The sequence below is a fragment of the [Clostridium] clostridioforme AGR2157 genome (assembly GCF_000424325.1).
Classification (GTDB): Bacteria; Bacillota; Clostridia; order Lachnospirales; family Lachnospiraceae; genus Enterocloster; species Enterocloster clostridioformis_A.
Genome location: NZ_AUJR01000028.1, coordinates 25,784 through 46,874, shown reverse-complemented (window position 1 = coordinate 46,874; position 21,091 = coordinate 25,784). Strand labels below are relative to the sequence as shown.

Annotated in this window: 18 protein-coding genes and 3 pseudogenes; 4 read left to right on the top strand and 17 right to left on the bottom strand. The window is 49.2% G+C overall.

Translation table 11 applies throughout. The features are described 5' to 3' along the window. Positions 1 to 102 precede the first annotated feature (102 nt). Genes G614_RS0112795 through G614_RS0112785 form a run of 3 tightly spaced genes read left to right on the top strand, consistent with a single transcriptional unit; the run spans position 103 to position 4,196 of the window. Positions 103 to 1,827 carry an ABC transporter ATP-binding protein gene (locus G614_RS0112795; RefSeq protein WP_027642258.1) on the top strand — a complete coding sequence of 575 codons (1,725 nt, stop codon included), beginning with the start codon at positions 103 to 105 and terminating at the stop codon, positions 1,825 to 1,827. Then, positions 1,827 to 3,722 (top strand): ABC transporter ATP-binding protein, encoded by a 1,896-nt coding sequence (locus tag G614_RS0112790; protein ID WP_027642257.1) that lies wholly within the window; start codon positions 1,827 to 1,829, stop codon positions 3,720 to 3,722. Before G614_RS0112795 ends, G614_RS0112790 begins: the two co-directional genes overlap by 1 nt. Before the next feature lie 18 nt (positions 3,723 to 3,740). Continuing rightward, positions 3,741 to 4,196, top strand: coding sequence for a MarR family winged helix-turn-helix transcriptional regulator (locus G614_RS0112785; protein WP_027642256.1), 456 nt, complete (start codon positions 3,741 to 3,743; stop codon positions 4,194 to 4,196). An 8-nt stretch (positions 4,197 to 4,204) separates the two neighbouring features. On the opposite strand, the gene G614_RS0112780 is transcribed toward G614_RS0112785, so the two are convergent. The 8 genes and pseudogenes from G614_RS0112780 to G614_RS0112745 form a co-directional block, all read right to left on the bottom strand. Then, positions 4,205 to 5,101: a D-isomer specific 2-hydroxyacid dehydrogenase family protein gene (locus tag G614_RS0112780; RefSeq protein ID WP_002586210.1), complete on the bottom strand. Its 897-nt coding sequence runs from the start codon at positions 5,099 to 5,101 to the stop codon at positions 4,205 to 4,207. 12 nt (positions 5,102 to 5,113) lie between these two features. Then, on the bottom strand, positions 5,114 to 5,899 hold the full coding sequence (locus G614_RS0112775) for an aspartate dehydrogenase domain-containing protein (RefSeq protein ID WP_027642255.1): 786 nt from the start codon (positions 5,897 to 5,899) through the stop codon (positions 5,114 to 5,116). Positions 5,900 to 5,972: 73 nt separating this feature from the next. Continuing rightward, complete coding sequence (locus G614_RS0112770; RefSeq protein WP_027642254.1) at positions 5,973 to 7,163, bottom strand: coenzyme F420-0:L-glutamate ligase; 1,191 nt, start codon at positions 7,161 to 7,163, stop codon at positions 5,973 to 5,975. Positions 7,164 to 7,240: 77 nt separating this feature from the next. Further along, positions 7,241 to 7,384, bottom strand: a pseudogene (locus G614_RS34425) (competence protein TfoX); the annotation flags it as partial. Positions 7,385 to 7,500: 116 nt separating this feature from the next. Next, positions 7,501 to 7,884: pseudogene (locus G614_RS27420) on the bottom strand (helix-turn-helix transcriptional regulator); the annotation flags it as partial. Positions 7,885 to 8,173: 289 nt separating this feature from the next. Then, positions 8,174 to 9,037: a type II restriction endonuclease gene (locus G614_RS0112755; RefSeq protein ID WP_027642253.1), complete on the bottom strand. Its 864-nt coding sequence runs from the start codon at positions 9,035 to 9,037 to the stop codon at positions 8,174 to 8,176. Continuing rightward, positions 9,031 to 9,828, bottom strand: a complete 798-nt coding sequence (locus G614_RS0112750; RefSeq protein WP_027642252.1) for a DNA-methyltransferase — start codon at positions 9,826 to 9,828, stop codon at positions 9,031 to 9,033. The genes G614_RS0112755 and G614_RS0112750 overlap by 7 nt, the downstream gene beginning before the upstream one ends. 10 nt (positions 9,829 to 9,838) lie before the next feature. Continuing rightward, positions 9,839 to 10,666, bottom strand: coding sequence for a DNA adenine methylase (locus tag G614_RS0112745; protein ID WP_027642251.1), 828 nt, complete (start codon positions 10,664 to 10,666; stop codon positions 9,839 to 9,841). Between the two features lie 205 nt (positions 10,667 to 10,871). On the opposite strand from G614_RS0112745, the gene G614_RS0112740 reads away from it, so the two are divergent. Next, positions 10,872 to 11,693 carry a DUF305 domain-containing protein gene (locus G614_RS0112740; RefSeq protein WP_027642250.1) on the top strand — a complete coding sequence of 274 codons (822 nt, stop codon included), beginning with the start codon at positions 10,872 to 10,874 and terminating at the stop codon, positions 11,691 to 11,693. 82 nt (positions 11,694 to 11,775) lie between these two features. Here the strand turns inward: G614_RS0112740 and G614_RS32745 are convergent. From G614_RS32745 to G614_RS0112695, 9 genes and pseudogenes are all read right to left on the bottom strand, one after another. Beyond that, positions 11,776 to 11,997, bottom strand: a pseudogene (locus tag G614_RS32745) (spore photoproduct lyase); the annotation flags it as partial. Then, on the bottom strand, positions 11,997 to 12,146 hold the full coding sequence (locus tag G614_RS32740; protein WP_242828083.1) for a hypothetical protein: 150 nt from the start codon (positions 12,144 to 12,146) through the stop codon (positions 11,997 to 11,999). The gene G614_RS32740 and the pseudogene G614_RS32745, both read right to left, overlap by 1 nt. 166 nt (positions 12,147 to 12,312) lie before the next feature. Continuing rightward, positions 12,313 to 13,533, bottom strand: coding sequence for an ROK family transcriptional regulator (locus G614_RS0112725; RefSeq protein WP_002586201.1), 1,221 nt, complete (start codon positions 13,531 to 13,533; stop codon positions 12,313 to 12,315). A gap of 81 nt (positions 13,534 to 13,614) precedes the next feature. Further along, positions 13,615 to 14,952 carry a fucose isomerase gene (locus G614_RS0112720; RefSeq protein ID WP_027642248.1) on the bottom strand — a complete coding sequence of 446 codons (1,338 nt, stop codon included), beginning with the start codon at positions 14,950 to 14,952 and terminating at the stop codon, positions 13,615 to 13,617. Positions 14,953 to 15,015: 63 nt separating this feature from the next. After that, positions 15,016 to 16,560, bottom strand: a complete 1,545-nt coding sequence (locus G614_RS0112715; protein ID WP_002586199.1) for a tripartite tricarboxylate transporter permease — start codon at positions 16,558 to 16,560, stop codon at positions 15,016 to 15,018. Between the two features lie 4 nt (positions 16,561 to 16,564). Further along, the gene (locus G614_RS0112710; RefSeq protein WP_027642247.1) at positions 16,565 to 17,032 is read right to left on the bottom strand and encodes a tripartite tricarboxylate transporter TctB family protein; all 468 of its coding nucleotides are present in this window, start codon (positions 17,030 to 17,032) and stop codon (positions 16,565 to 16,567) included. An 84-nt stretch (positions 17,033 to 17,116) separates the two neighbouring features. Next, the gene (locus G614_RS0112705) at positions 17,117 to 18,193 is read right to left on the bottom strand and encodes a tripartite tricarboxylate transporter substrate-binding protein (protein WP_027642246.1); all 1,077 of its coding nucleotides are present in this window, start codon (positions 18,191 to 18,193) and stop codon (positions 17,117 to 17,119) included. A 123-nt stretch (positions 18,194 to 18,316) separates the two neighbouring features. Then, entirely contained in the window at positions 18,317 to 19,075 is a 759-nt protein-coding gene (locus G614_RS0112700; RefSeq protein ID WP_027642245.1) for a sulfite exporter TauE/SafE family protein, read from the bottom strand. A 6-nt stretch (positions 19,076 to 19,081) separates the two neighbouring features. Then, complete coding sequence (locus tag G614_RS0112695) at positions 19,082 to 21,091, bottom strand: alpha-glucosidase (protein WP_027642244.1); 2,010 nt, start codon at positions 21,089 to 21,091, stop codon at positions 19,082 to 19,084.

The window sequence follows — 21,091 nt, the reverse complement described above, 5'->3', positions numbered from 1 at the left end:
ATATCCAAAAGTATATCACAACACAATTGACATTTTCAATACATGAGCATACAATAGTTGTATGTGCAACTGTTGTGAATGCATATGAAGGAGGATTCCGGAATGAAGGAATTTTTATCTTACCTGAAGCCCTACAAAAGGGATGCCGTCATGGCCGTCTTCTGTATTGAAGCCGAAACCGTGTTTGAGCTAATCATTCCCCTGGTCATGGCTTCCATTGTGGATGTGGGCGTGGCCAATGGAGACAGGCATTATATCCTGATGAAAGGGCTGCAGATGGTTCTCTTTGCCTTTATCTCCCTTGTGCTGGGTCAGGGCTCCGCCATGTTCTCGGCCCGGTGCGGCCAGGGACTGGGGGCCGAAATCCGCAAGGCGGAGTTTGCCAAGCTGCAGCAGTTTTCCTTTGCCAACACAGACCATTTCAGCAGCTCTTCCCTGGTGACCCGCCTTACCAGCGACGTAACCACCATACAAAACTCCGTTGCCACAGGCATGCGGCCTGCTTTCCGCTCCCCGGTCATGATGCTGACCGCCATGGCTGCCTCCTTTTACATCAATCCGCAGCTGGCCATGGTGTTTCTGGTGGCTGCTCCTGTCCTGGGTGTGCTGCTGTTTTTCATCATCAGCCATGTGCGCCCCCTGTACAGCGTAATGCAGGGCGCCATTGACATGGTAAACCGCATCATTCAGGAAAACCTGGCCGCCATCCGTGTGGTGAAATCCTATGTCAGGGGCGATCATGAAATCCGGAAATTCGAGGAGGTCAATTACAATCTGCAGTTTACGGCGGAAAAAGCCTTCCGCCTGTCAGTCCTCAACATGCCGGCCATGCAGTTAGTCATGTACTCCACCATCCTGTGCATCCTGTGGTTCGGCGGCAGGCTGGTCACCATAGGCGGCGTGAAGGTGGGTGAACTGACTGGTTTCCTGAGCTATGTCCTTCAGGTTTTAAATTCCCTGATGATGTTCTCCAATGTGTTCCTCATGACCACCAGGGCCCTGGCTTCCTGGAAGCGTATCTCGGAAGTCATGGATGAGGAAATCGACATCAAGGAGGATGCATCCAGTCCCCTTGAAGTGGAGCATGGTGATATCCGGTTTGAGAATGTATACTTTAAATACAATCAGGATGCTGCCGAATATGTGCTCTCGGACATCTCCTTTCATATAGAGGCAGGACAGACCGTGGGCATCATCGGCCAGACAGGCGCTGCCAAGAGCACGCTGGTGCAGCTGATTCCCAGACTCTATGATGTCACAAAAGGTACTGTATATATAGACGGCCGCCCGGTCCGGGAATACCCCCTTAAGGGACTGAGGGATTCCATCGCCATGGTGCTCCAGAAAAATACCCTGTTTTCCGGTACGGTAAAGGATAACCTGCGCTGGGGCAGGGAAACGGCCACGGACCAGGAAATCGAGGAGGCCTGCCGCATTGCCTGCGTGGATGAATTCATCGACCGCCTGGAACGCGGATATGAAACAGAGCTGGGCCAGGGAGGCATCAATGTGTCAGGCGGGCAGAAGCAGAGACTCTGCATTGCCAGGGCTATCCTCAAGTCTCCCAAGGTGCTGATTCTGGATGATTCCACCAGCGCGGTGGATACTGCCACAGAGGCCAAAATCCGGGACGGACTGGCAAAGAGCATGCCGGATACAACCAAAATCATCATTGCCCAGCGCATATCCTCAGTGGCCCACGCAGACCAAATCATTATACTGGAGGACGGACGGGTGAACGCGGTAGGCAGCCACGAAACCCTGCTGGCTTCCAACCAGATTTATCAGGACATCTATCATTCTCAACAGGAAGGGGCGAATCTGTAATGGCAAGAATAGCAAATTATAACCGTCCCAAGGATACCAGACGGACCTTAAGGCAGATGCTCAGCTATCTGGGGCGGCACAAGTGGTATATGCTGGTTATCGCCCTCCTGGTGACAATCAGCGCCCTGGCCAGCATATTGGGAACATACATGTTAAAACCGGTCATCAACCGTTTCATTCTCCCGGGAGACATACCGGGGCTTGTGAAAATGCTTCTGGTCATGGGAGCGCTGTACCTGTGCGGCGCGCTCTCCTGTTATGCCTACAATCAGATGATGGTCCACATTTCCCAGAAGGTGGTGAACGAAATCCGGTCCGATTTGTTCCGGCACACCCAGCGCCTTCCCCTTACCTACTTTGACGCCCATACCCACGGGGAGCTGATGAGCCGTTTCACCAACGATGTGGACACCATCAGCGAAGCCCTTAACAACAGCTTTGCCATGATGATACAGAGCTTCATAACCATAACAGGAACCATTACCATGCTGCTGGTGCTGGACTGGCGTCTTTCCCTTATTGTCATGGTATTTCTGATTCTCATGGTTCTGTTTATCCGTTATAATGGAAAAAGGAGCAGGAAGTATTTTACCCAGCAGCAGAAATACCTGGGCAGCATCAACGGCTTTGTGGAGGAGATGGTGGCTGGCCAGAAGGTGGAAAAAGTATTCAATCACGAGGCACAGGACTACGAGGAATTCTGCCGCCGCAACGAGGCATTCCGAACAGCGGCCACCAAAGCCCTGACCTATTCCGGCATGACGGTTCCCACCATAGTGGCCCTGTCCTATGTAAACTATGCCCTGTCAGCCTGTGTGGGCGGCCTGTTTGCCCTGTCAGGCCTTACGGATTTGGGGACACTGGCATCCTATCTGGTGTATGTGCGCCAGAGTGCCATGCCCATGAACCAGTTTACCCAGCAGATAAACTTTCTTTTGGCCGCCCTGTCGGGAGCCGAGCGAATTTTTGATATGATGAACGAGACCCAGGAACTGGATGAAGGCACAGTGACACTGTGTAATGTGCGAAAGAATGACAATGGCGGCTGGGAAGAATGCAGGGAATTTACCCACTGTTTCGCCTGGAAGGTGCCGGATGAGGATTCGGTTGATACGGCGCAGACCCATACCGGCTCCCAATCCGGCTTCCGTCTCATTCCCCTTGAGGGGGATGTGCGTTTCAACCAGGTTGTGTTCGGATACACGCCGGAGAAAACCATCCTGAACGGCATCAGCCTTTATGCCAAGCCCGGACAGAAAATCGCGTTTGTAGGTTCCACCGGCGCAGGAAAAACCACCATCATCAATCTGGTGAACCGTTTCTATGAAATACAGCAGGGAAGCATAACCTATGACGGCATTGACATAAGAACCATAAAAAAGGACGATTTGCGCCGTTCCCTTTCCATGGTCATCCAGGATACCCACCTGTTCACAGGAACCATAGCGGACAACATACGTTACGGACGGCTGGACGCCACAGACGAGGACGTGGTAAATGCAGCCAGGGTAGCCAATGCGCACTCCTTCATCCGCCGTCTGCCCCAGGGTTATGATACGCCCCTTCACAGCGACGGCGCCAACCTGTCCCAGGGGCAGCGCCAGCTTCTGGCTATTGCGCGGGCAGCCATCTCCCGCCCTCCTGTGCTGATTCTGGATGAGGCCACCAGCTCCATTGACACCCGGACGGAAAAACTCATTGAAAAGGGAATGGACGCGCTGATGGACGGGCGCACCGTCTTTGTCATCGCTCACAGACTGTCCACGGTCCGCAACTCCAAGGCCATTATGGTACTGGAAAAGGGCGAAATCATAGAACGCGGAAGCCACGATGAACTCATTGACCAGAAAGGGCGGTATTATAAGCTGTACACAGGCCAGTTTGAACTGGAATAGAGAAAGGAAGCATGAACCATGATGAAACAAGAGCAGGTACGCCGCCTCCTGGTGAGGGCGGAAAGGGCAAGGAAGCATCTGATGCAGCCCCATTTCACACGGATTGGCCTTACCTTCGGCCAGGGCCACGCCCGCATCCTGGATGTACTGCTGGCCCAGGACCATATAACCCAGAAAGAACTGTCGGATCTCTGCCATATGGATGTGACCACCATGTCCCGCTCCCTGGACCGTCTGGAGGAATCCGGCTACCTGGTAAGAGAAAAAGATCCTGGATGCCGCAGGTCCTATCTGATTTGCCTCACCGGTGAAGGGGTGGCAGAGGCCCATAAGGTACGCAGGGTACTGGAAATGGTGGATGATGTTATATGGAAAGGATTGGGGCAGGATGAGATGGAAGCATTCTGCGGCACCATGGAAAAGATATGTGAAAATCTGGAACAGTGTGATTTCAAATGGGATGACGAAACATAAAGCAATAACTACTGCTCCAGGTATGCGCGAATATTGTCCAGCACCTTTTTGCTGAGCAAATCAAAGGCCTGTTTTGTCCTGCCTGCTGAGATGCGTGCACAGAATACGCCCGGATGACCAAGCAGTTCTCCGGTGCTGTCTCCCAGGGCTCCCTCTGTATCGCAGATGAAGTAATTATTTCCCTGATCCAGCCATGTTTTCAGGGCAGGAAGGTCGAATGCCGGTCCAATGGAGGTATTGAACAGGAGCTTTCCCTGCCCCAGCTGCCTGAATTCCTTCTCATGAAGCAGAATCACATTTTTATTCAGGCAGGCAAAGACCACCTCGCTGCGGTCCAGCAGTTCCTTTAAGGGCCTGTAAGTCATCCCCTGGTCTTCTCTGTCCTGCTTCCTGGAACGGCTGTAATAGGACACATCCGCCCCCATGAACTTCAGGGCATCGGCTATCATTCCTCCTGACACGCCCATTCCGATGATACCCACCTTTAAATCCGTGATTTCAACGGGCATATCACGAAACATGGGACGGTCAAAGCCGTGAAGGAAACGCACCAGCTCACTGAGCACGTATTCCACCACCCCCCTGTCGCCGTAATCCCTGATTCCAAGCACTGTGATGCCCCGTTCCCTGGCACAGGCAATGTCTACATTGGCGCTTTCCTCAGAATAGAGGCTGCAGCACATGCCAATGTACCGGATGGATGGGCAGCTCTCGATCACATGACGGCTGATTCTGGATGTGTAGCTTACCAGCACCGCATCCGCGTCACCGATACGCCGGATGATTTCCCCATCGCCGGACGGCACATCCTCATGCAATGTTATCTCTCCCGCATACCGGTGCAGTTCCTCCTCTGCGCTGGGTATCAGGCTCACCGGCTCAATAGCCACTAATTTCTTAAACATGTCCATTTCCTCCTAAAATACGATTGGTGATACAATATTCTGTAAAACCGCCACCACGCTCCAGCCGGCAATGGCGCTGGTGCTGGAATAAATATCCACAACAGCCTTCACTCCTTCTATCTCGGATGTGATCTTATGGTCATCCCCAACCATGCCTGGAACGCTGTATATATCCACACGGGTATCCTCCGGCCCCGCGGTCACAAGGGATGAGGCCACAGCCACATTTACCTTGGTGGGCAGGAGGGAAATGGCTTCTTTTGCGTTGCCGTGAAATACATGGCTCTCCGGTCCGTCCTCCATCAGGCGCTCTACAAAAAGCGGGGTTCCCTTTAAGGACGCCGGTCCTTTCCTTGTCCTGATGCCTGCCTCTGCCTGCCCCATAAGGGATATGGTCCGCAGCACATCAAATCCTCCCACCGCACCGGACGCAATGTACACCCTGGTTCCGTGGCCGGCAGCCGCGGCCTTTACCTGTCCAAAAAATTCATGATCCGCAAATGCTCCGATGGACAGCACAATCATGCCGGCCCCGGATTCCAGAATCTTCACTCCGCAGTCCTTTACAGACTGGACCGAGGCTGCCTCCGCAACATAGTCAGGGGACAGCGCCAGAAGCTCGTCTATGGTGCCGCATGCCTGACACCCGCCTTTTTTTGCCAGAAGCTCTGTCTTTTCCCTGGTCCTGCCCAAAACTCCCACCAGCTCATATTCATCCAGCATTCCTTTCAGACCGGCTTCCACAATAATATCGGCCAGATAGCCGTTGCCCAGAATACCCAGTTTTAATTTTCCCATCATAACCTCCTAAAACAAGGGCTGAACGCTCCCTAAAAGCCTTCAGCCCTCCATGCCTTATCATCATTATGGCTTAGTTTGTATAGTTATCAAAATATCCCTGAACCAAAATGACCGGTGTACCCTTATCGCCGGAACCACTGGTAAGGTCACAAAGTGATCCTATCAGATCGGTGAGTCTTCTCGGCGTGGTTCCCTGGGATGCCATGTCGCCCACCAGATCGGATTTCTTCTCCTTGATTCTCTGGGAAACGGCATTCTTTAAGGCTTCTCCGGACAAATCCTTAAAATCATTGTCAGCCAGATATTTTAATTTCACTTCGTTTGGCGTGCCTTCCAGTCCTTCTGTATTGGCAACAGATACCACCGGGTCGGCCAGTTCCCAAATTTTTCCTACCGGATCCTTGAACGCGCCGTCGCCGTATACCATGACTTCCACATGCTTTCCTGTGCGGTCCAGGACTTTGTTCTGAATATCGTTTACCAAATCCATACAATCCCGCGGGAACAGCTTAATGGTGTCCTCGGTTGACTTGTTGGAGCCCAAAAGGCCGTATTTTTCATTGCAGCCGCTTCCGTCCACCGGGGCATTCAGGATGTCATCCATGCCGCATACCACCTCTGCGCCTGCCTCCTTTAAGATGCGCTTGGTGCGCATACGCGAATGGATGTCACAGGTCAGCACCCGCTTGGTATAATTTAAGATTTCCCTTGGATTATTTGCGAATACCACCTGGGCCTTCGCGCCCTGTTCTTCAATCAGCTGGCAGTAATAGGCCACATAGTCCACACCGGTAAACGGGTGCTTGTTCTCCCCAAACAGTTCCCTGTAGCGCTTCAAATCCAGCACATCGCTGTAAGGATTAATACCGGCCTCGTCTACCTGATCCAAGGATACCAGGGAGTTTCCCACCTCGTCGCTGGGATAGCTGAGCATCAGAACAACCTTCTTTGCGCCTTTGGCAATTCCCTTCAGACAGATGGAAAAACGGTTTCTGGACAGAATCGGGAAAATGACGCCGATGGTCTCCCCGCCAAGTTTTGCCTTCACGTCCCCCGCAATGGCATCAATGGAAGCGTAATTACCCTGAGCCCTGGCAACCACGGACTCTGTCACGGAAATGACATCCCTGTCCCTGATTTCAAAACCTTCGCTTTCCGCTGCATCCAAAACACTGTCTACCACGATTTCAGCAAGATTGTCTCCTTCACGGATAATCGGGCAGCGGATTCCTCTCGAAATTGTTCCTACTTTTCTTTCCATATGTATCTTCTCCTAATATATTATAATTTTCGTCATGCTATCTTATTATAATATAAAATACGGGATTGGGAAAGTAGTTATTTTCGTTTTGGCAGGGATGGGTTCGGAAGCTGACTGCAGGTATCCAGGACCAGGGCAGTCAGAAACTCTCTGTCATCCAGCTCCTCCACCAGATACATTCCCGGACGGCCGCCATGAGGCGCCACCGGTTCTGCTTCCGGGGTCCTGGTTGGGTCCTGCTGGTCATACCGGCTGCACGGGAGTTCACTGCATCTGCCGCAGTGGGGCAGTTGGATAACAGGACATCTGTTTGTCATGTTTAGAGATTGGTCCATGTCTATCTGTAAATTTCATAAATACGGCGTCCCAACTCTGCAAGTTCCGCCCGGAATTCACCGGGTTCCAAAAGCTCAATCTGGTCTCCCAGGCTCAGAATCCAGCAAAACAGGTTTTCTTTGTCCGAGTATCCGGCTGTAAACATAAAATTACCATCCGGCAGTTCCTCCAGAGTCTCAGGACCAAATTCATCTACAATCCTCCATTTAATGGACGGTTTGCACCGTGCCTTTACCAGAAAACGGATAGGGAAGGGACGGTCCGCCTCATTTTCATAAGGCGGCAGGATACGTTTATCAATGACCTCCCGGCAGCATTCCAAATCCATCATACGGTTCAGCTTAAACAGCCGGTAATCCTGGCGCATCAGGCAGAAACCCCACATCGAATTTTTCCGCCAGATAGGGGGCGGTTACCTTTTCCCGCTGGAGAAGGATGGACAGGATACCGATGAGGTCCATGACAATTCCTCCTTTGAAATGTGATGAACAAAGAACGGACGACCCAAGGAGGGAGGGTTACTTACATTCCTGTTTCCACGCCATTTCGGGCAGGGCTATGGGAATGCGGCCGGACTACCTACCAGCTCTGCAGGATTTTATCCCGCGTTGTGTTTTTATCTCTGCTTTTTGATTTTATCATATTACTGCACACTTTTCTATCCTTTATTGGCATCACACCAGCAACGCAGTCATAATCGAATGTTCCATATCGTCAATATTGTAAACATGCTCCATTACTTCAAAGGTTTCCCGCAGATTCCCTTTCGCACTTTTCCAGCCAATACCATCCGTAAACCACACAAAAGAAAATCCTTCGATTGTGTCTGCCTCCTGGGAAAGCATCTTATAGCTTCTGGCCGTTTCATTCAGCTTCGAGCCGCCGCCGCTGTAAAAATTCGTTTCAACAGCATAAATCATGGACTCTGTTTTTACCACGAAGTCAAACCGCTTTGCCGCCTTGCCTTCGTTGGACAGGGCGGATAAATCAATATCCCATTTATCCTCAATATCCTTAAGATACATCTCTTTAAAGTAGTTCTCATCCTTAGTAAATCCTGCGGCAATGATATATTTCTCCACCAGATCTTCCATCTGGTGTCCGCCGCGGTTCTTTCGGCCATTGGAATCAAGTCCCGTCTCAATCCCCAGCGCATAATCAACCAGATTATTTACCAGATGCTTCTGCAATAAGTCAAATAATCCTGTTTTTCTCATAAATATCTTATATTGATCCATATCATAATTCATTGTTTTAAAATTATACTCAAATGCGCCGTCCTCATCCTGGGCATATATTTCATTGCTCCGCACTGCCAGAAGCAGGGGGATGCAGGACAGGGTTTCCGGATATTTTGTTATTATTTTTTCAAAATCATCTTCAATATTCACAGAACCTATCATTGAATTTAATATGTTTAACTCGATTTTTATATCCTCCACATTGCGGACTACCTTTTCAAAATCTATGTAATACCGGTACCCTGAAATGCTTGCCCTGAATTTACTAAGCCATGCGTCAAAATCTCTTTTTACCACTCCAATGCCTCCTGTATATGCTCCAAACGTTTCTTCGCTATATCCAGATATTCTTCGTTATTGTCAATTCCGATAAACTGCCTTCCGTACTTTCCGGACACCACCCCGGTTGTCCCGGAACCGCAAAACGGATCCAATACCACGTCGCCCTTTTCCGTGGACGCCAAAATGATTCGTTCCAGTAAATACTCCGGTTTTTGTGTGGGATGCCTGCCGGCCCACTTTTCGGACGGCCTGGTGAGACTTCCCTCCCACACATCCTTCATCTGCTTCCCGCCATTCATTTGCTTCATCTGCTCATAGTTAAATACGTGTCTGGCTTTCTTTTCATCCTTCCTGGCCCACAGAATCGTCTCTGTGGAATGGGTGAAGCAGCGGCAGGCCAGGTTTGGCGGCGGGTTTGTTTTCTTCCAGGTAATATTATTGATTAGCTTATACCGCTCCTGCTGAAGCGCCATTCCGATTGAATATATATTGTGCAGCGTACCTGATATCCATATGGTTCCGTTGGGCCTTAGCACCCTTCTGCACATGCGGATCCACCTGCGGTTAAAAGCATGGTTTTCCTTAAAATCCCCGCCCTCATCCCAGGATGCCTTATTGACTGATACCATTCTTCCCCCTTTGCAGGTTATGCCGTTATTGCTCAGAAAATATGGCGGATCTGCAAATATCATATCAACGCTTTCCGGCTTCATTTTCCGCAGCAGCTCAAGACAGTCCCCCAGATAAAGCCTTTTTGTATCAGTTCCATAATATGCCTGGATTTTTCCCCGCATCAGCTCTTCCATAGATATACCTCTAATAATTCGTAATGATGATCTCCTGACCCACGCGGTTCTTTCCGTCAGAATTTATCATGCGCTTTACATCCACTACCACTTTGTTGAAATCTGTATATAACTGATTGATAAAATCTGTATTGTGATTTGTCAGCATACAGTAACATCCCCGTTCTGTAAGTTCTCTGAACACGGCAGCCAGACGTCTGTGGCTTTCGATATCAAATCCCTCCTTTGTGTAAGACTCAAAGGACGTTGGATTCAAAGGGGCATAGGGACTGTCTATAAAAACAAAATCATCCTTCTCTGCCAAATCACAGGCATTCTGAAAATCACCTTTCATAATATGCACCTTCTGCAGGCTCTGTGATACAGCCAAAATGCTTTCTTTACTGCACGATTCTCTCACGCTGTTATTATACGGTACATTAAACAGGCCTCTTCCGTTCACTCTGTAAAGGCCGTTAAAGCAGTGCTTATTGAGGAACACGAATAAAACAGCTAATTCCATATCGTATTCCTCCCGCATCATTTTATCATTATAGAATTCCCGGACTTTATAATAATACTCTTTTCCGCCATCTGCTATCCTTTTATCATACTCTGAAATAGCATCGGCAAATTCTTCTGGTGAAATCTTTATCTGCAGGTAAGCATTAATCAATGATTCGTTTATATCATTAATAATGGCTTTTTCCGGCTGTAATCCGAAATATACTGCACCGCCGCCGACAAATGGCTCCATATATCCATTATAATGTTTTGGCAGTCTCGCTTTTATCTGTTCAAGTAATTGTCTTTTGCCGCCCGCCCATTTCACAAATGGCTGTGCACTGATTTCCGTCATCGTGTTTCCTTTCACCAATAAAATCATAACATTTATGATTCATTATAAGTGAAAGTCAAATAAAACACAACCTGCAACTGCCTTCTTTCGGAAAACAAAAATACACCGGCAAAAATGCACCGGAGAATATTTCCCTAAATTTAGCAAATACTAATTTATGTCAGATTAAATACACCAGATTGAAGGATAAAAGGAGAAAGAGATTATGAACAAAAATATGCGCACATGGGTCATCGGCATCTGCGTGGCCCTGGTCATCATCGTGGCTGTGGCAGCCGCGTTTGCCAACAGCCGCAGCGGCTCTGATGCCGGACAGGCCTCTGAAAGCCAGACAGAAAGCACCTCTGCGTCCGCAGCGTCACCGGCGGACACAGGAACGGGTTCCCAGGAACAGGCATCCTCAAATTCCGGCAATGCCGCCGGCCACAGCGGACATAACGGACATATGAATGCATCCGGAGATGACCTGAGCCGTTACCTGACCGAACAGGATTCCATCATGATGAATATGATGGAGGATATGGTCATCCGCGAGAAATCAGGAAATGCTTCTCTGGACTTTCTGCGGGGTATGATTCCCCACCACGAGGCAGCCATCAAGATGTCTGAGAGCTATCTGAGCTACCAGGGGAAAAGCGATGAACTAAAAACCATTGCCCAGGATATCATAACCGCCCAGAAGGACGAACTCAAACAGATGAACGATCTGGTTAAATCGTATGAAAAGGACGGAAAAAAGGACCAGACAAAGGAGGACGCTTATCTGGAGCAGTACAGCAAAATGTTTGCCGATGACTCCATGTCCCGCCACACGGATCCCTCAGGAGCAGACAGTCTGGACCAGGCCTTTGCGGAGGGCATGATCATGCATCATCAGATGGCCGTGGATATGGCCAGGGATATCCTGGAATATACAGACTATGAAGAGATACGCACCATGGCCCAGAATATTATCGATGTGCAGGAGAAGGAAATTGCCCAGATGAAAAAGATTGTGAAGGAGCAGCAGGAATCCCAGCAGGAATAAATTATCAATAGTAGCACATGCCAGTCCACATCACAATGGATATAAGAATGACACGGCAGAATCAAACTGCGGGAAGGTCATGTCAGCTTATATAGAGTATAGGGACATTTCCCAGTACACGCCGGATCTCCGCCCGCAGATACATCTGGGCCTCTGCCCTGGATTCCGCCCGGTAGCAGTACCTTCCCCGTCCCCTGCCTGTCATCTGCTCCTTGTCATACAGGTCCGGGGCATTGGGAAATGCTTCGCTGTTAATGGCCCGGTGGACATAGGAATAGGTCATCAATATGACCTCCAGAAACATTACTGGTCATTGGGCCTTTCCTGCATTTCCCGGATGGAATTATGGCTCTCAATGGGAATCCACGGAAGGTCCCCGTATTCCTCCCTGATCTGCCGGCCCAGAGGGTAGTCAAAGATAGCCTGTTCATAGTAAACTGCGTCAAATTTCATGGATGCGCCTTCCTCCTGATGAATTCATGGACAATATGGGAATTGGTTTCAATGTGTTATTTTTACTATTTAATATTCCCCAAATCCATGAAGTTATCAATACAAAGCCACTATCCTTCCAATGAGTACTTGACTTTTTATTAGCAGGCTTTATAAGGTAATCCGTTTACTCTTCCGAACTTCCCGTATGATACAATAATTCATTTACTGCAACCGATAATGGACCAATATATTCGATTTTTTTGCTCAACCGTGATTTTACCAGATAATCATCCGATATAGACGGATCATATTCTTTACATTTTTTTATAAATCTATTCATCACAGTCTGAGATTCAAACATCTGTCCATACAGGATAACCTTACCAGGAGCAATGATTGTAACTGTATTCATAACAACACGCGCCATCACTTCAAAAATATCATCCAGCACAGCCCACATGCCTTCGTCACCGCATTCAATCCACTGCATAATATTTTCGACATTGATTTTCCCAATATCTCCGCCCACCATCTGATATAAAACGGGCATAGTCCGCTCGGTACATACACTTCGTACTGCCTCTGCTATTGCATGCGTAGTTGCCCTCGTTTCCAGGCAGCCTCTTTTTCCGCATCCACATAACTTCCCATTCTTTTCAATAGTGCAATGACCAATTTCCGCAGTTTTTGAATTCTGGCTGTCATACAAACGGTTCCCTATGATAATCGCTGACCCGACGCCCGGACTCCATTTTACTAAAAGTAAATTTTCCTGTTCCCGACCATTTCCGTAAATCAGTTCAGCCTCAGCAAATGCCTTTACGTTATTTTCAACAATAACCGGAAGATTCAAAAAACCTTTCAAAATATCCCCCACCGAAACGGGTTCTTTCCATATCCGATATGCATGCTGACTGATTCCCAGGTTTCGATTTACTGTGCCCGGAACCGAAACACCCACTCCCAGAACCATCTCTTTTCCAATTCCATGTTCCCACATCAAACTTTTGCTTTCATTTGCAATTTTCTTCAGAAACATTTCCGGATCCATGGTTCCGTCTGTACGCAATTTAGTGATGTAGCATTCTTTTCCCTTCAGGTTACTGATTGCTATACTGGTTTCAACCACTTCAATTCTGACTGACAGAACATAACGATACTGATAATTGATATCAATCAGAACTTTTCTCCGCCCGGCCCGCTTCGCTTCCTCAAGTTCTCCTTTTTCACAAAGAATCCCCTGTGACAACAGGTCCGAACAGATCAGGGTCACGGTAGCCGGTGTCAGACCGAGCTCTGCGGCAATGTCTTTCCGCGACATCGCCCCCCGGTCATTAAGAAGCTTCAATATCGCACTGCGGTTACTTACCTTTACGTTTCCCAGATTTATTCCTATATATCCCAATTCTGTCTGCGCCTTTCAGATTTCAGTATTTGTAACCAGTATAAATGTAAATTTTTTATAAGGCAAGCATAAGTTTTCGTTTTAATAGCGGCAAACCTCGACATTCAGCATATGCGCAAGCTTTTCAAGCTCCGCTGCCACATTGCCGTAAATCACTACGAAATGCGGCTCCCAACCGTCTTTCACACTGCCATGCACCACGCCCTTTGCATCACTTGCAGTCCGCACAACAATGGAGGTTCCGATGAACTGCTTCGGTTTGTCCAAAGCCGCGCCATCTGCGATGAAGAAACGGAATTTGCCGTCCGGCTTGCGTCCGACGCGGAAAACGGTTACTTTCTCACATGCTTCGCAGCCGAAATCCATCGCCGGGCCGATCTTACGGTTCGGATGAACGCCTACCACTGCGCCGGTGTCCTTGCGTGCCAGGTTGCATGCTGCCATACCGCAGTGCCAGAAGGTGATGGTATTCTCCTTCTCATCCATGGAAACCGGATCACCGAAGAAGGTGGAATTGCCGGTCAGTTCCTTACCGATGTACATGGAGAGCGCACCATAAACGTCTGCCTCACAGCTTGCGCAAACGTCTGCCGCATTCAGAAGGGACAGTACGGAGCATACCGGAGTACCGAAATCCGTGAAGAAATCCGGCCAGCAGCGGGAAGATACCGCGCCGATTCCACCCTCGGTCACATAGTCGGTATATGCCTTGTAAAGCTTTGCAAAATCTTTCACATTCTTATCCGGAGTCTTGTCCAGACCAGCCATGCAGCACCCGGCCTTGTCCAGATATTCTGCACACTCCCCGTCGGAATAGCTCTTTGCCTTATTGATCAGCTCTCTTGTCTCGATTGCCTCCAGCGTTACACCGAAGGTACTCATCATTTCGGCGTCCAGTGCACGTCCAAAACCGAAGCCCTGTGGAGTATGGCCGATCGCAGCCATCTTCAGATGATTCAGCTGATATTTTACCTTCGCCGCTCGAACAGCCGCGCCGATCTCTGCAATCACTTCATTCTCCTCCGGAGAACCGAATACATACTCGAATTCGCCGTCCCGGAATGCCTTGATCGCATTTGCCGCAGAATACGCGCCGGTCAGAGAGTTCAGTCTCAGACGGCCTCCGTCAATTACCGGCTCTCTCAGCGTCCAAAGAACGATCGGACAGGAGAAGCGCTTCAGCACCTCTCCCGCATACGCCGCATTTGCAAACGTAATATTCTGGAGAACGATCAGATCCGGATGAACGGTGTCCAGAAATGCAGACAGATCATTCATGGTCAGAAGCATTTTCTCTGGATACACTCCCTCCTCTGTGATGGAAGAAAGCATTTTAATTGATTTTTCGAACTCGATCTGCGCGCTCTCCAGATGGAACGTACCTACACCAATCGGAACATATGCAACCTGAAAACCCATGTGATATACTCCTTTCATTCCTATTTCAGGAATCTGTAATTCGACTGTTTTCTGTCATTATCTTTACCCGATGGTTTCCTGCTCTTTTTTGATTTCCTCCATTTGCGCCTGATTTAATGCCTCAACCTTCTTGTTGATGCGGATCATGGAAATAACCAGAACAACCGTCAGAATCAGGATGACACAGGAAATCGGACGCTTGAAGAAAATCAGATAATCTCTGTCATAGCTCATCATACTGGTTACGAAGTTCATTTCCATGATATCCGCCAGAATCATGCCCAGCATCAGCGGTGTGGAGGAAATATCCAGCAGCACCAGCAGATAGCTGAATATCAGGATGGCAGCGGTCAGAACAAGCTCCTTGGTATTTCCAGTCGCCGCAAACGCACCTGCAAAACAGAAAATGATGATAACCGGAGCCAGATAGGTGTAACGAACCTGAACGATCTTCGCCACCGCGCGGGTCAGGAACAGACCGATCGGGTACAGGAAAATATTTGCTACCAGACATCCCAGGATGATCGAATATGCGATTACGCCCTGTTTAGTAAACATATTCGGGCCCGGCTGGATGCCGTGAAGAATGAATGCACCCAGAAGCAGCGCCGTTACGCCGTCGCCCGGGATACCCAGAGTCAGCAGCGGGATCATAGCGGACCCCACAACCGCGTTGTTACTGGACTCTGCCGCCGCGATACCCTCCAGACTTCCTTTTCCAAAATCCTGTGGACGTTTGGAAGCTCTGCGGCACTCGTTGTAGCACATGAACTGTGCAACACCGCCTCCGACACCCGGCATTGCACCGAGAATAGAAGCGATTGCAGATGATCGGAAACATGCCGGAAGGATGGAAAGCATCTCCCTGCGCGTAATTCCCTGATTGTCAATTTTTGTGACATCATCTAGCTGTCCTTCTGCCAGAACGAAATCTCTCAGCTTTTGAACCACCTGAGTCAATGCGATCAGCGCGATCATGGCCGGAAGCATGTCAATGCCATACTTCAGTGCATCAATGCCAAAGGTAAAACGCATAACGCCGGTTACAGCGTCGGAACCGATTGCCGCCATCAGGATACCCAGCAGACCGGACATAATTCCCTTCGGAAGGCTGTCGCCGCTTACACCTGCGATCAAAGAGATACCGAGGATTGCCATTGAAAAATATTCAACCGATGCAAATCTGGATACCAGCTTTGTAATGAAAGAAGCGCAAACCAACAGCAGGATTGCGGAGAACAGACCGCCGAATACGGATGCAAACAGCGATGTGTCCAGCGCCTTTTTTACTTTACCTTTCTTTGCCAGCGGATAACCGTCAAAGGTTGTCGCAATCGCCGAGTTCGTACCGGGTGTATTCAGAGTAATCGCACTGATGGAACCGCCGTACATACCTCCTACGTATACAGCCAGAAGGGAAATGATCGCTGTATCCGGAGAGGAAAAGGAATAGGTCAGCGGAAGCAGAAGAATAATACCAAGAGTTACGCTCAGTCCCGGAATACATCCAACGATCATACCAAGAACCAGACCGCCAAATATTACAGAAAGGTTTACAACTGTGAATACCTGCGTAACCGCAAGTATAACCTGCTGAAAATCACCCATATCATCAACCTCCAAATCCCGGAATTCCCGGCAGTGAAATATGGAACACATAATAAAACAGGAAGAATATTCCGATTCCTGCTGCCAGTGTGAATATGTAAATGAACGGTTTCCGTTCGCCGCAGTACCACAACATGATCGGGAAGATAATCACTACCCCCGGAATAAATCCGATGTTGATGATCAGTGCCACAAATGCACAAAGCAGCACAATCAGAAAAATACATGGCTTCTCTTTTGCCCAGTCAAACTCAATCTCTTTTTCTTTCTTGAAGACCAGACTCTCAATCAGCAGAATCACGGAACAAATCAGTGTCCCTGCCAGGCAGATACCCGGGATAATACGCGGGCTCGGCGCGCCTGAGTCAAACATCGGCAGACGTACCTGATTCGGCATTACGAACAGCATAACTGCACCGAATACCCCCATGATAATGCCGGACCAAAGATTCGTTTTAATTTTGAATTTCATCCGAATATATCCTTTCTCCTAATGAACGAAGGCTTCTGGCTGTCCAAAGACAGCCTCGCCGTTTTATTGTCAATCGCTACTCTTTTACTGTCCACTCAGTGTATCAAATGCAGCGACTGCCTTCTCACATGCAGATTCCAGATGTTTCACAGCATCCTCACCATAGATCTCACACTTGTTCAGCATGATCTCGCTGATCCAGTCACTGTACTCAGCATCTGCCCATACATCCTTGGAAATCTGAACGATCTCATCGATCCATGCCTGATCTGCGCCGGTGCGGACTGCCACGAAGCCGCCTGCTGCAAGAATGGAACCGGTGTAATCCTTGGAAGCATCAAGTTCCGGAGCCTTTGCATCGCCTGCGATACCCGGAACCGGAATGTCGCCGTTCGGGCCTTTGAATCCTTCGAATGCACTCTCAGAGAATGCAAGGATCGGAATCATGGTGCCTGCCTCTACATCTTCCAAAGCTGCCTGAGTAGTTCCTACGAATACATCAACCTCGCCATCTGTCAGACCTTTCTTCTGAGCTGCGCCCCCATCATAAGGAACTACCATTACCTTACCGCCTTCCTGAGCGATCAGGGAACCTAAAGCCAGATGCGGATCAGACAGCGGATTACCGCCAGACATCTTAATGCCGCCCTCTTTCGCCTTTGCAAGAATGCTCTCCAGAGTCTGAGCCGGAGTGGTGTACATAATCCAGGTTCTGTCGTCTACGGTTGCTACCGGGTAGATATCTGCACGGTCAAAGTCAACAACTTCGGTGTTATATTTCTTGCCCAAGTCATGACGATACGCAACGCCGTAACCGTAAACAAGGATTTCTCTTGTCGAAGCATCCTGATCAGTATAATAGTTTGCTGCTGCAAAACCGTCACCGCCAGTCATATTTTCTACAATGAAGTTATATTCCGGATGTGTTTTTCCTGCTACCAGCGCATACTTTCTTGCGATTACATCTGCGGTTCCTCCTACACCGTAAGGGCAGATAATCTTGATGGTTTCTGCCCCGGAGTTTGAGAGAGCTGCAGCAGTGGTCTCAGCAGAAGCTGCTGCCGCGGTAGTTGATGCCGTGCTGCCTGAGTTGCCCCCGCAGCCAGCCAGAGACATTGCAGTGGTAATCGCCAGTGCCAGTGCCAAAACTTTCTTTTTCATAATGTAAAGCCCTCCTGAAAATAATTATTTAGTTTTATACGATAAGCTCGGCCGAAAGCAGCCGGGAACTTATTTTGGAGATAACACGATTCCTTTTTGCGTCCTTTGCCTTTTCGCCATTCGTCATTTCATCAACAAGTATGCACCGGAAATTAGCAGGAGAATGTAAGTAATCACCATAAACAGTTTCTGACTCATGATCGCATACAGCTTTCCCCCGATAAACATGCCGGCGAGCATAAACGGAACGCTGATCAGCTGTATGCTTACCAGATGCAGATCCCAAAGCCCCGCCCGGATATCATCAAACAGAATCAGGGAATTCAGAAAAATCCATATGGTTGAAATAGTTGCTCGGAAGCTGACTTTATCACGGACTTTTCGTGTCAGGTAACCGATTAAAAGCGGTCCTCCCGAAACGAAAATCCCGTGGATAATACCGGCAGCAGCCAGCAGAAGGTAAAGAAGAGGGGTATCATGTGTCTGAATCAAGACATCCTTCTGCTGCTGCGTACTGCCAGGTATCTGCAACTGTTTTGCCAGTCCCTGGATTGATAATAATATAACAAATATACCAAGAATCCGGTAAAGCATCTGTTCCCTACCAGCCAACATTCCCCGAATAAGAATGCCTCCGACAATTCCTGCCGCCATCACCACAACGATCTTTTTCAGTTCTTTCCAATTCACGCTGTCATGAAAGCCCACGAACACGTATATTCCCGACAGCAGTCCCAGCACATTCAGTACCGGCTTCGCTGTCGCATATCCGACCAGCATCAGACCGAACGGCATTGCGAGAATCGTTCCCGCAAATCCGGTGATTCCGTGAATAATATTCGACAGAAATATCACCAGATAGAAACAGACTAAATTCATCATAGTTTTTTACTTCCCGTATTTTTCACGAATCGATTCAAACAGCTTTGCCCATACGGAATCCTTCCGGTATAATACCGGTGTATCTCCCATCGGAGCCGCCACGCTGTAATCGCCCTGTCCGTACTCTGCGCCGGTCCACAAATGAACCCACTCACCTTCCGGAAGGTATACCGGCCATTCTGCCTGTCCGGACTGATACACCGGAGCCACCACCATGTCGCTGCCCAGCATGTACTGATACTGGATGTCGTAGCAGCGCAGATCCTGCTCGTAATGCAGGAACATCGGACGCTGTACCGGAACACCCTTTGCCGCATTTTCCGCCACCAGAGTTTTAATGTACGGAGCCAGCATGGTGTAAACGTCAACCAGACGCGCCAGCTGTTTCATGCAGTCCTCGTCATCGTAATACTGGAAATTCTCGTTCGGGCGGTTGCACTCGTGGGTTCTCATCACCGGAGTGAATGCCGCCATCTCCGCCCAGCGAAGGAACAGTTCCTTCGTGCGGGTATTGCCGAACAGAGAAGTATAACCGCCGATATCGCTGTGTGACAGACCGCAGCCGATCATGCCCGCACTCAGTGCCGCACAAATTACGGTTGCAAGACCGTCATGGATGGTAAAGTCAACAGACTGGTCTCCTGCCCAGAGAAGCGTACAGTGCTTCTGGCTTCCCGTCGCGCCGGCACGCATGAAGTAGACAACCTCGCCCAGCTTTCCGGTCTCAGCCAGCGCGTCATAGTTGCACTGTGCCCATAAAGCCGGCCAGTGATTATGCTCGATCATTGCGGATTTTCCGCTGTGAAGAACGATATCGTCTGTCGGAAGGTACTCGCCGAAGTCTGCCATCCATCCATCAATTCCGATATCCAGACTGTGTTTTTTGATGACCTCGTCCTTGAACCACTGGTATGCTTCCGGATTCGTCAGATCCACCACTGCGCAGTAGAACTCGCCGAAATCCACCAGATATTCGGTTCCATCGCTCTTCTTTGCAAATGCGCCCTTTTTCAGACCTTCTTTGTAAAGCTCACCGTCATTTACCAGGTACGGATTGACATAGCCAAGGAATTTGATTCCGCGTTTGTGCAGCTCTTCAATATGCTTCGGCAGCTCCGGATACATTTCCTGATGGAAATGCCAGTCCCATTGAAGACGTTTGCCGAAGGATGTGACGCGCTTGCCGCTCCAGTCCTGACACCAGACCCCGGAAACCTTGATTCTGTTTTCCAGAGTTTTTTCCATGAGCCCGAAGGAACGCTCGTTTCCGCCCTGTACGCCCATGATCAGTCCGTTGTAGACCCATTCCGGAAGCTCCGTCTGACGTCCGAAAAATGCACTCTCCTTTTCCAGCAGTTCCAGAAAGCTGCCTGCCGCCTCGATGCGGATCGAAGCAGGAACCTCCCAGATCTGCAGCTCGTGAAAATCCGGATTGCGGAAATCAAAGTCCGCATATGCGGTAGAATCCACATGGAGATAATAATGCTCGGAAGATACAAAGGTCGGCTGCGGGTAATTAGTATTGTAATAATCTCCGCCTGCTCCGCCGTTTTCCACATCGGAACGCCAGGTTACGTAAGTTGTTTTGTCACGTCCCACACCCGGCTCGGAAGTCCAGAGCGGGAAATGTCTTCCGCGCAGATTGAAGTAGGACATCTGCTCTCCACAGCCATAGCAGTGCTCGGTTTCCTTCGCATCGACGCGGAACCAGAAGCGGTTGATCGCAGGATTTACATTTGTAAAGGAAAGCTGAGCCAGATCACCATCCAGACGGATCACCATCGTCATCTCGCCGCCAAAGTCAATCTCCGCTCCATTCTCATCCACTTTTACCACCAATGCTGCCAGCGGACGGCGCTCGATCACATAATCCTCAATCTTAAAGTTGCCCCGGTACATATATACGTTTTCCTGTCCGCAGCCCACGTAAATCACCGGTTTTCCGATTTTCTGTGACAGAATGGTCTTATTACCGTTCACCAGCGACCAATCTGTGCCGTTATGTACAAGTTTCAT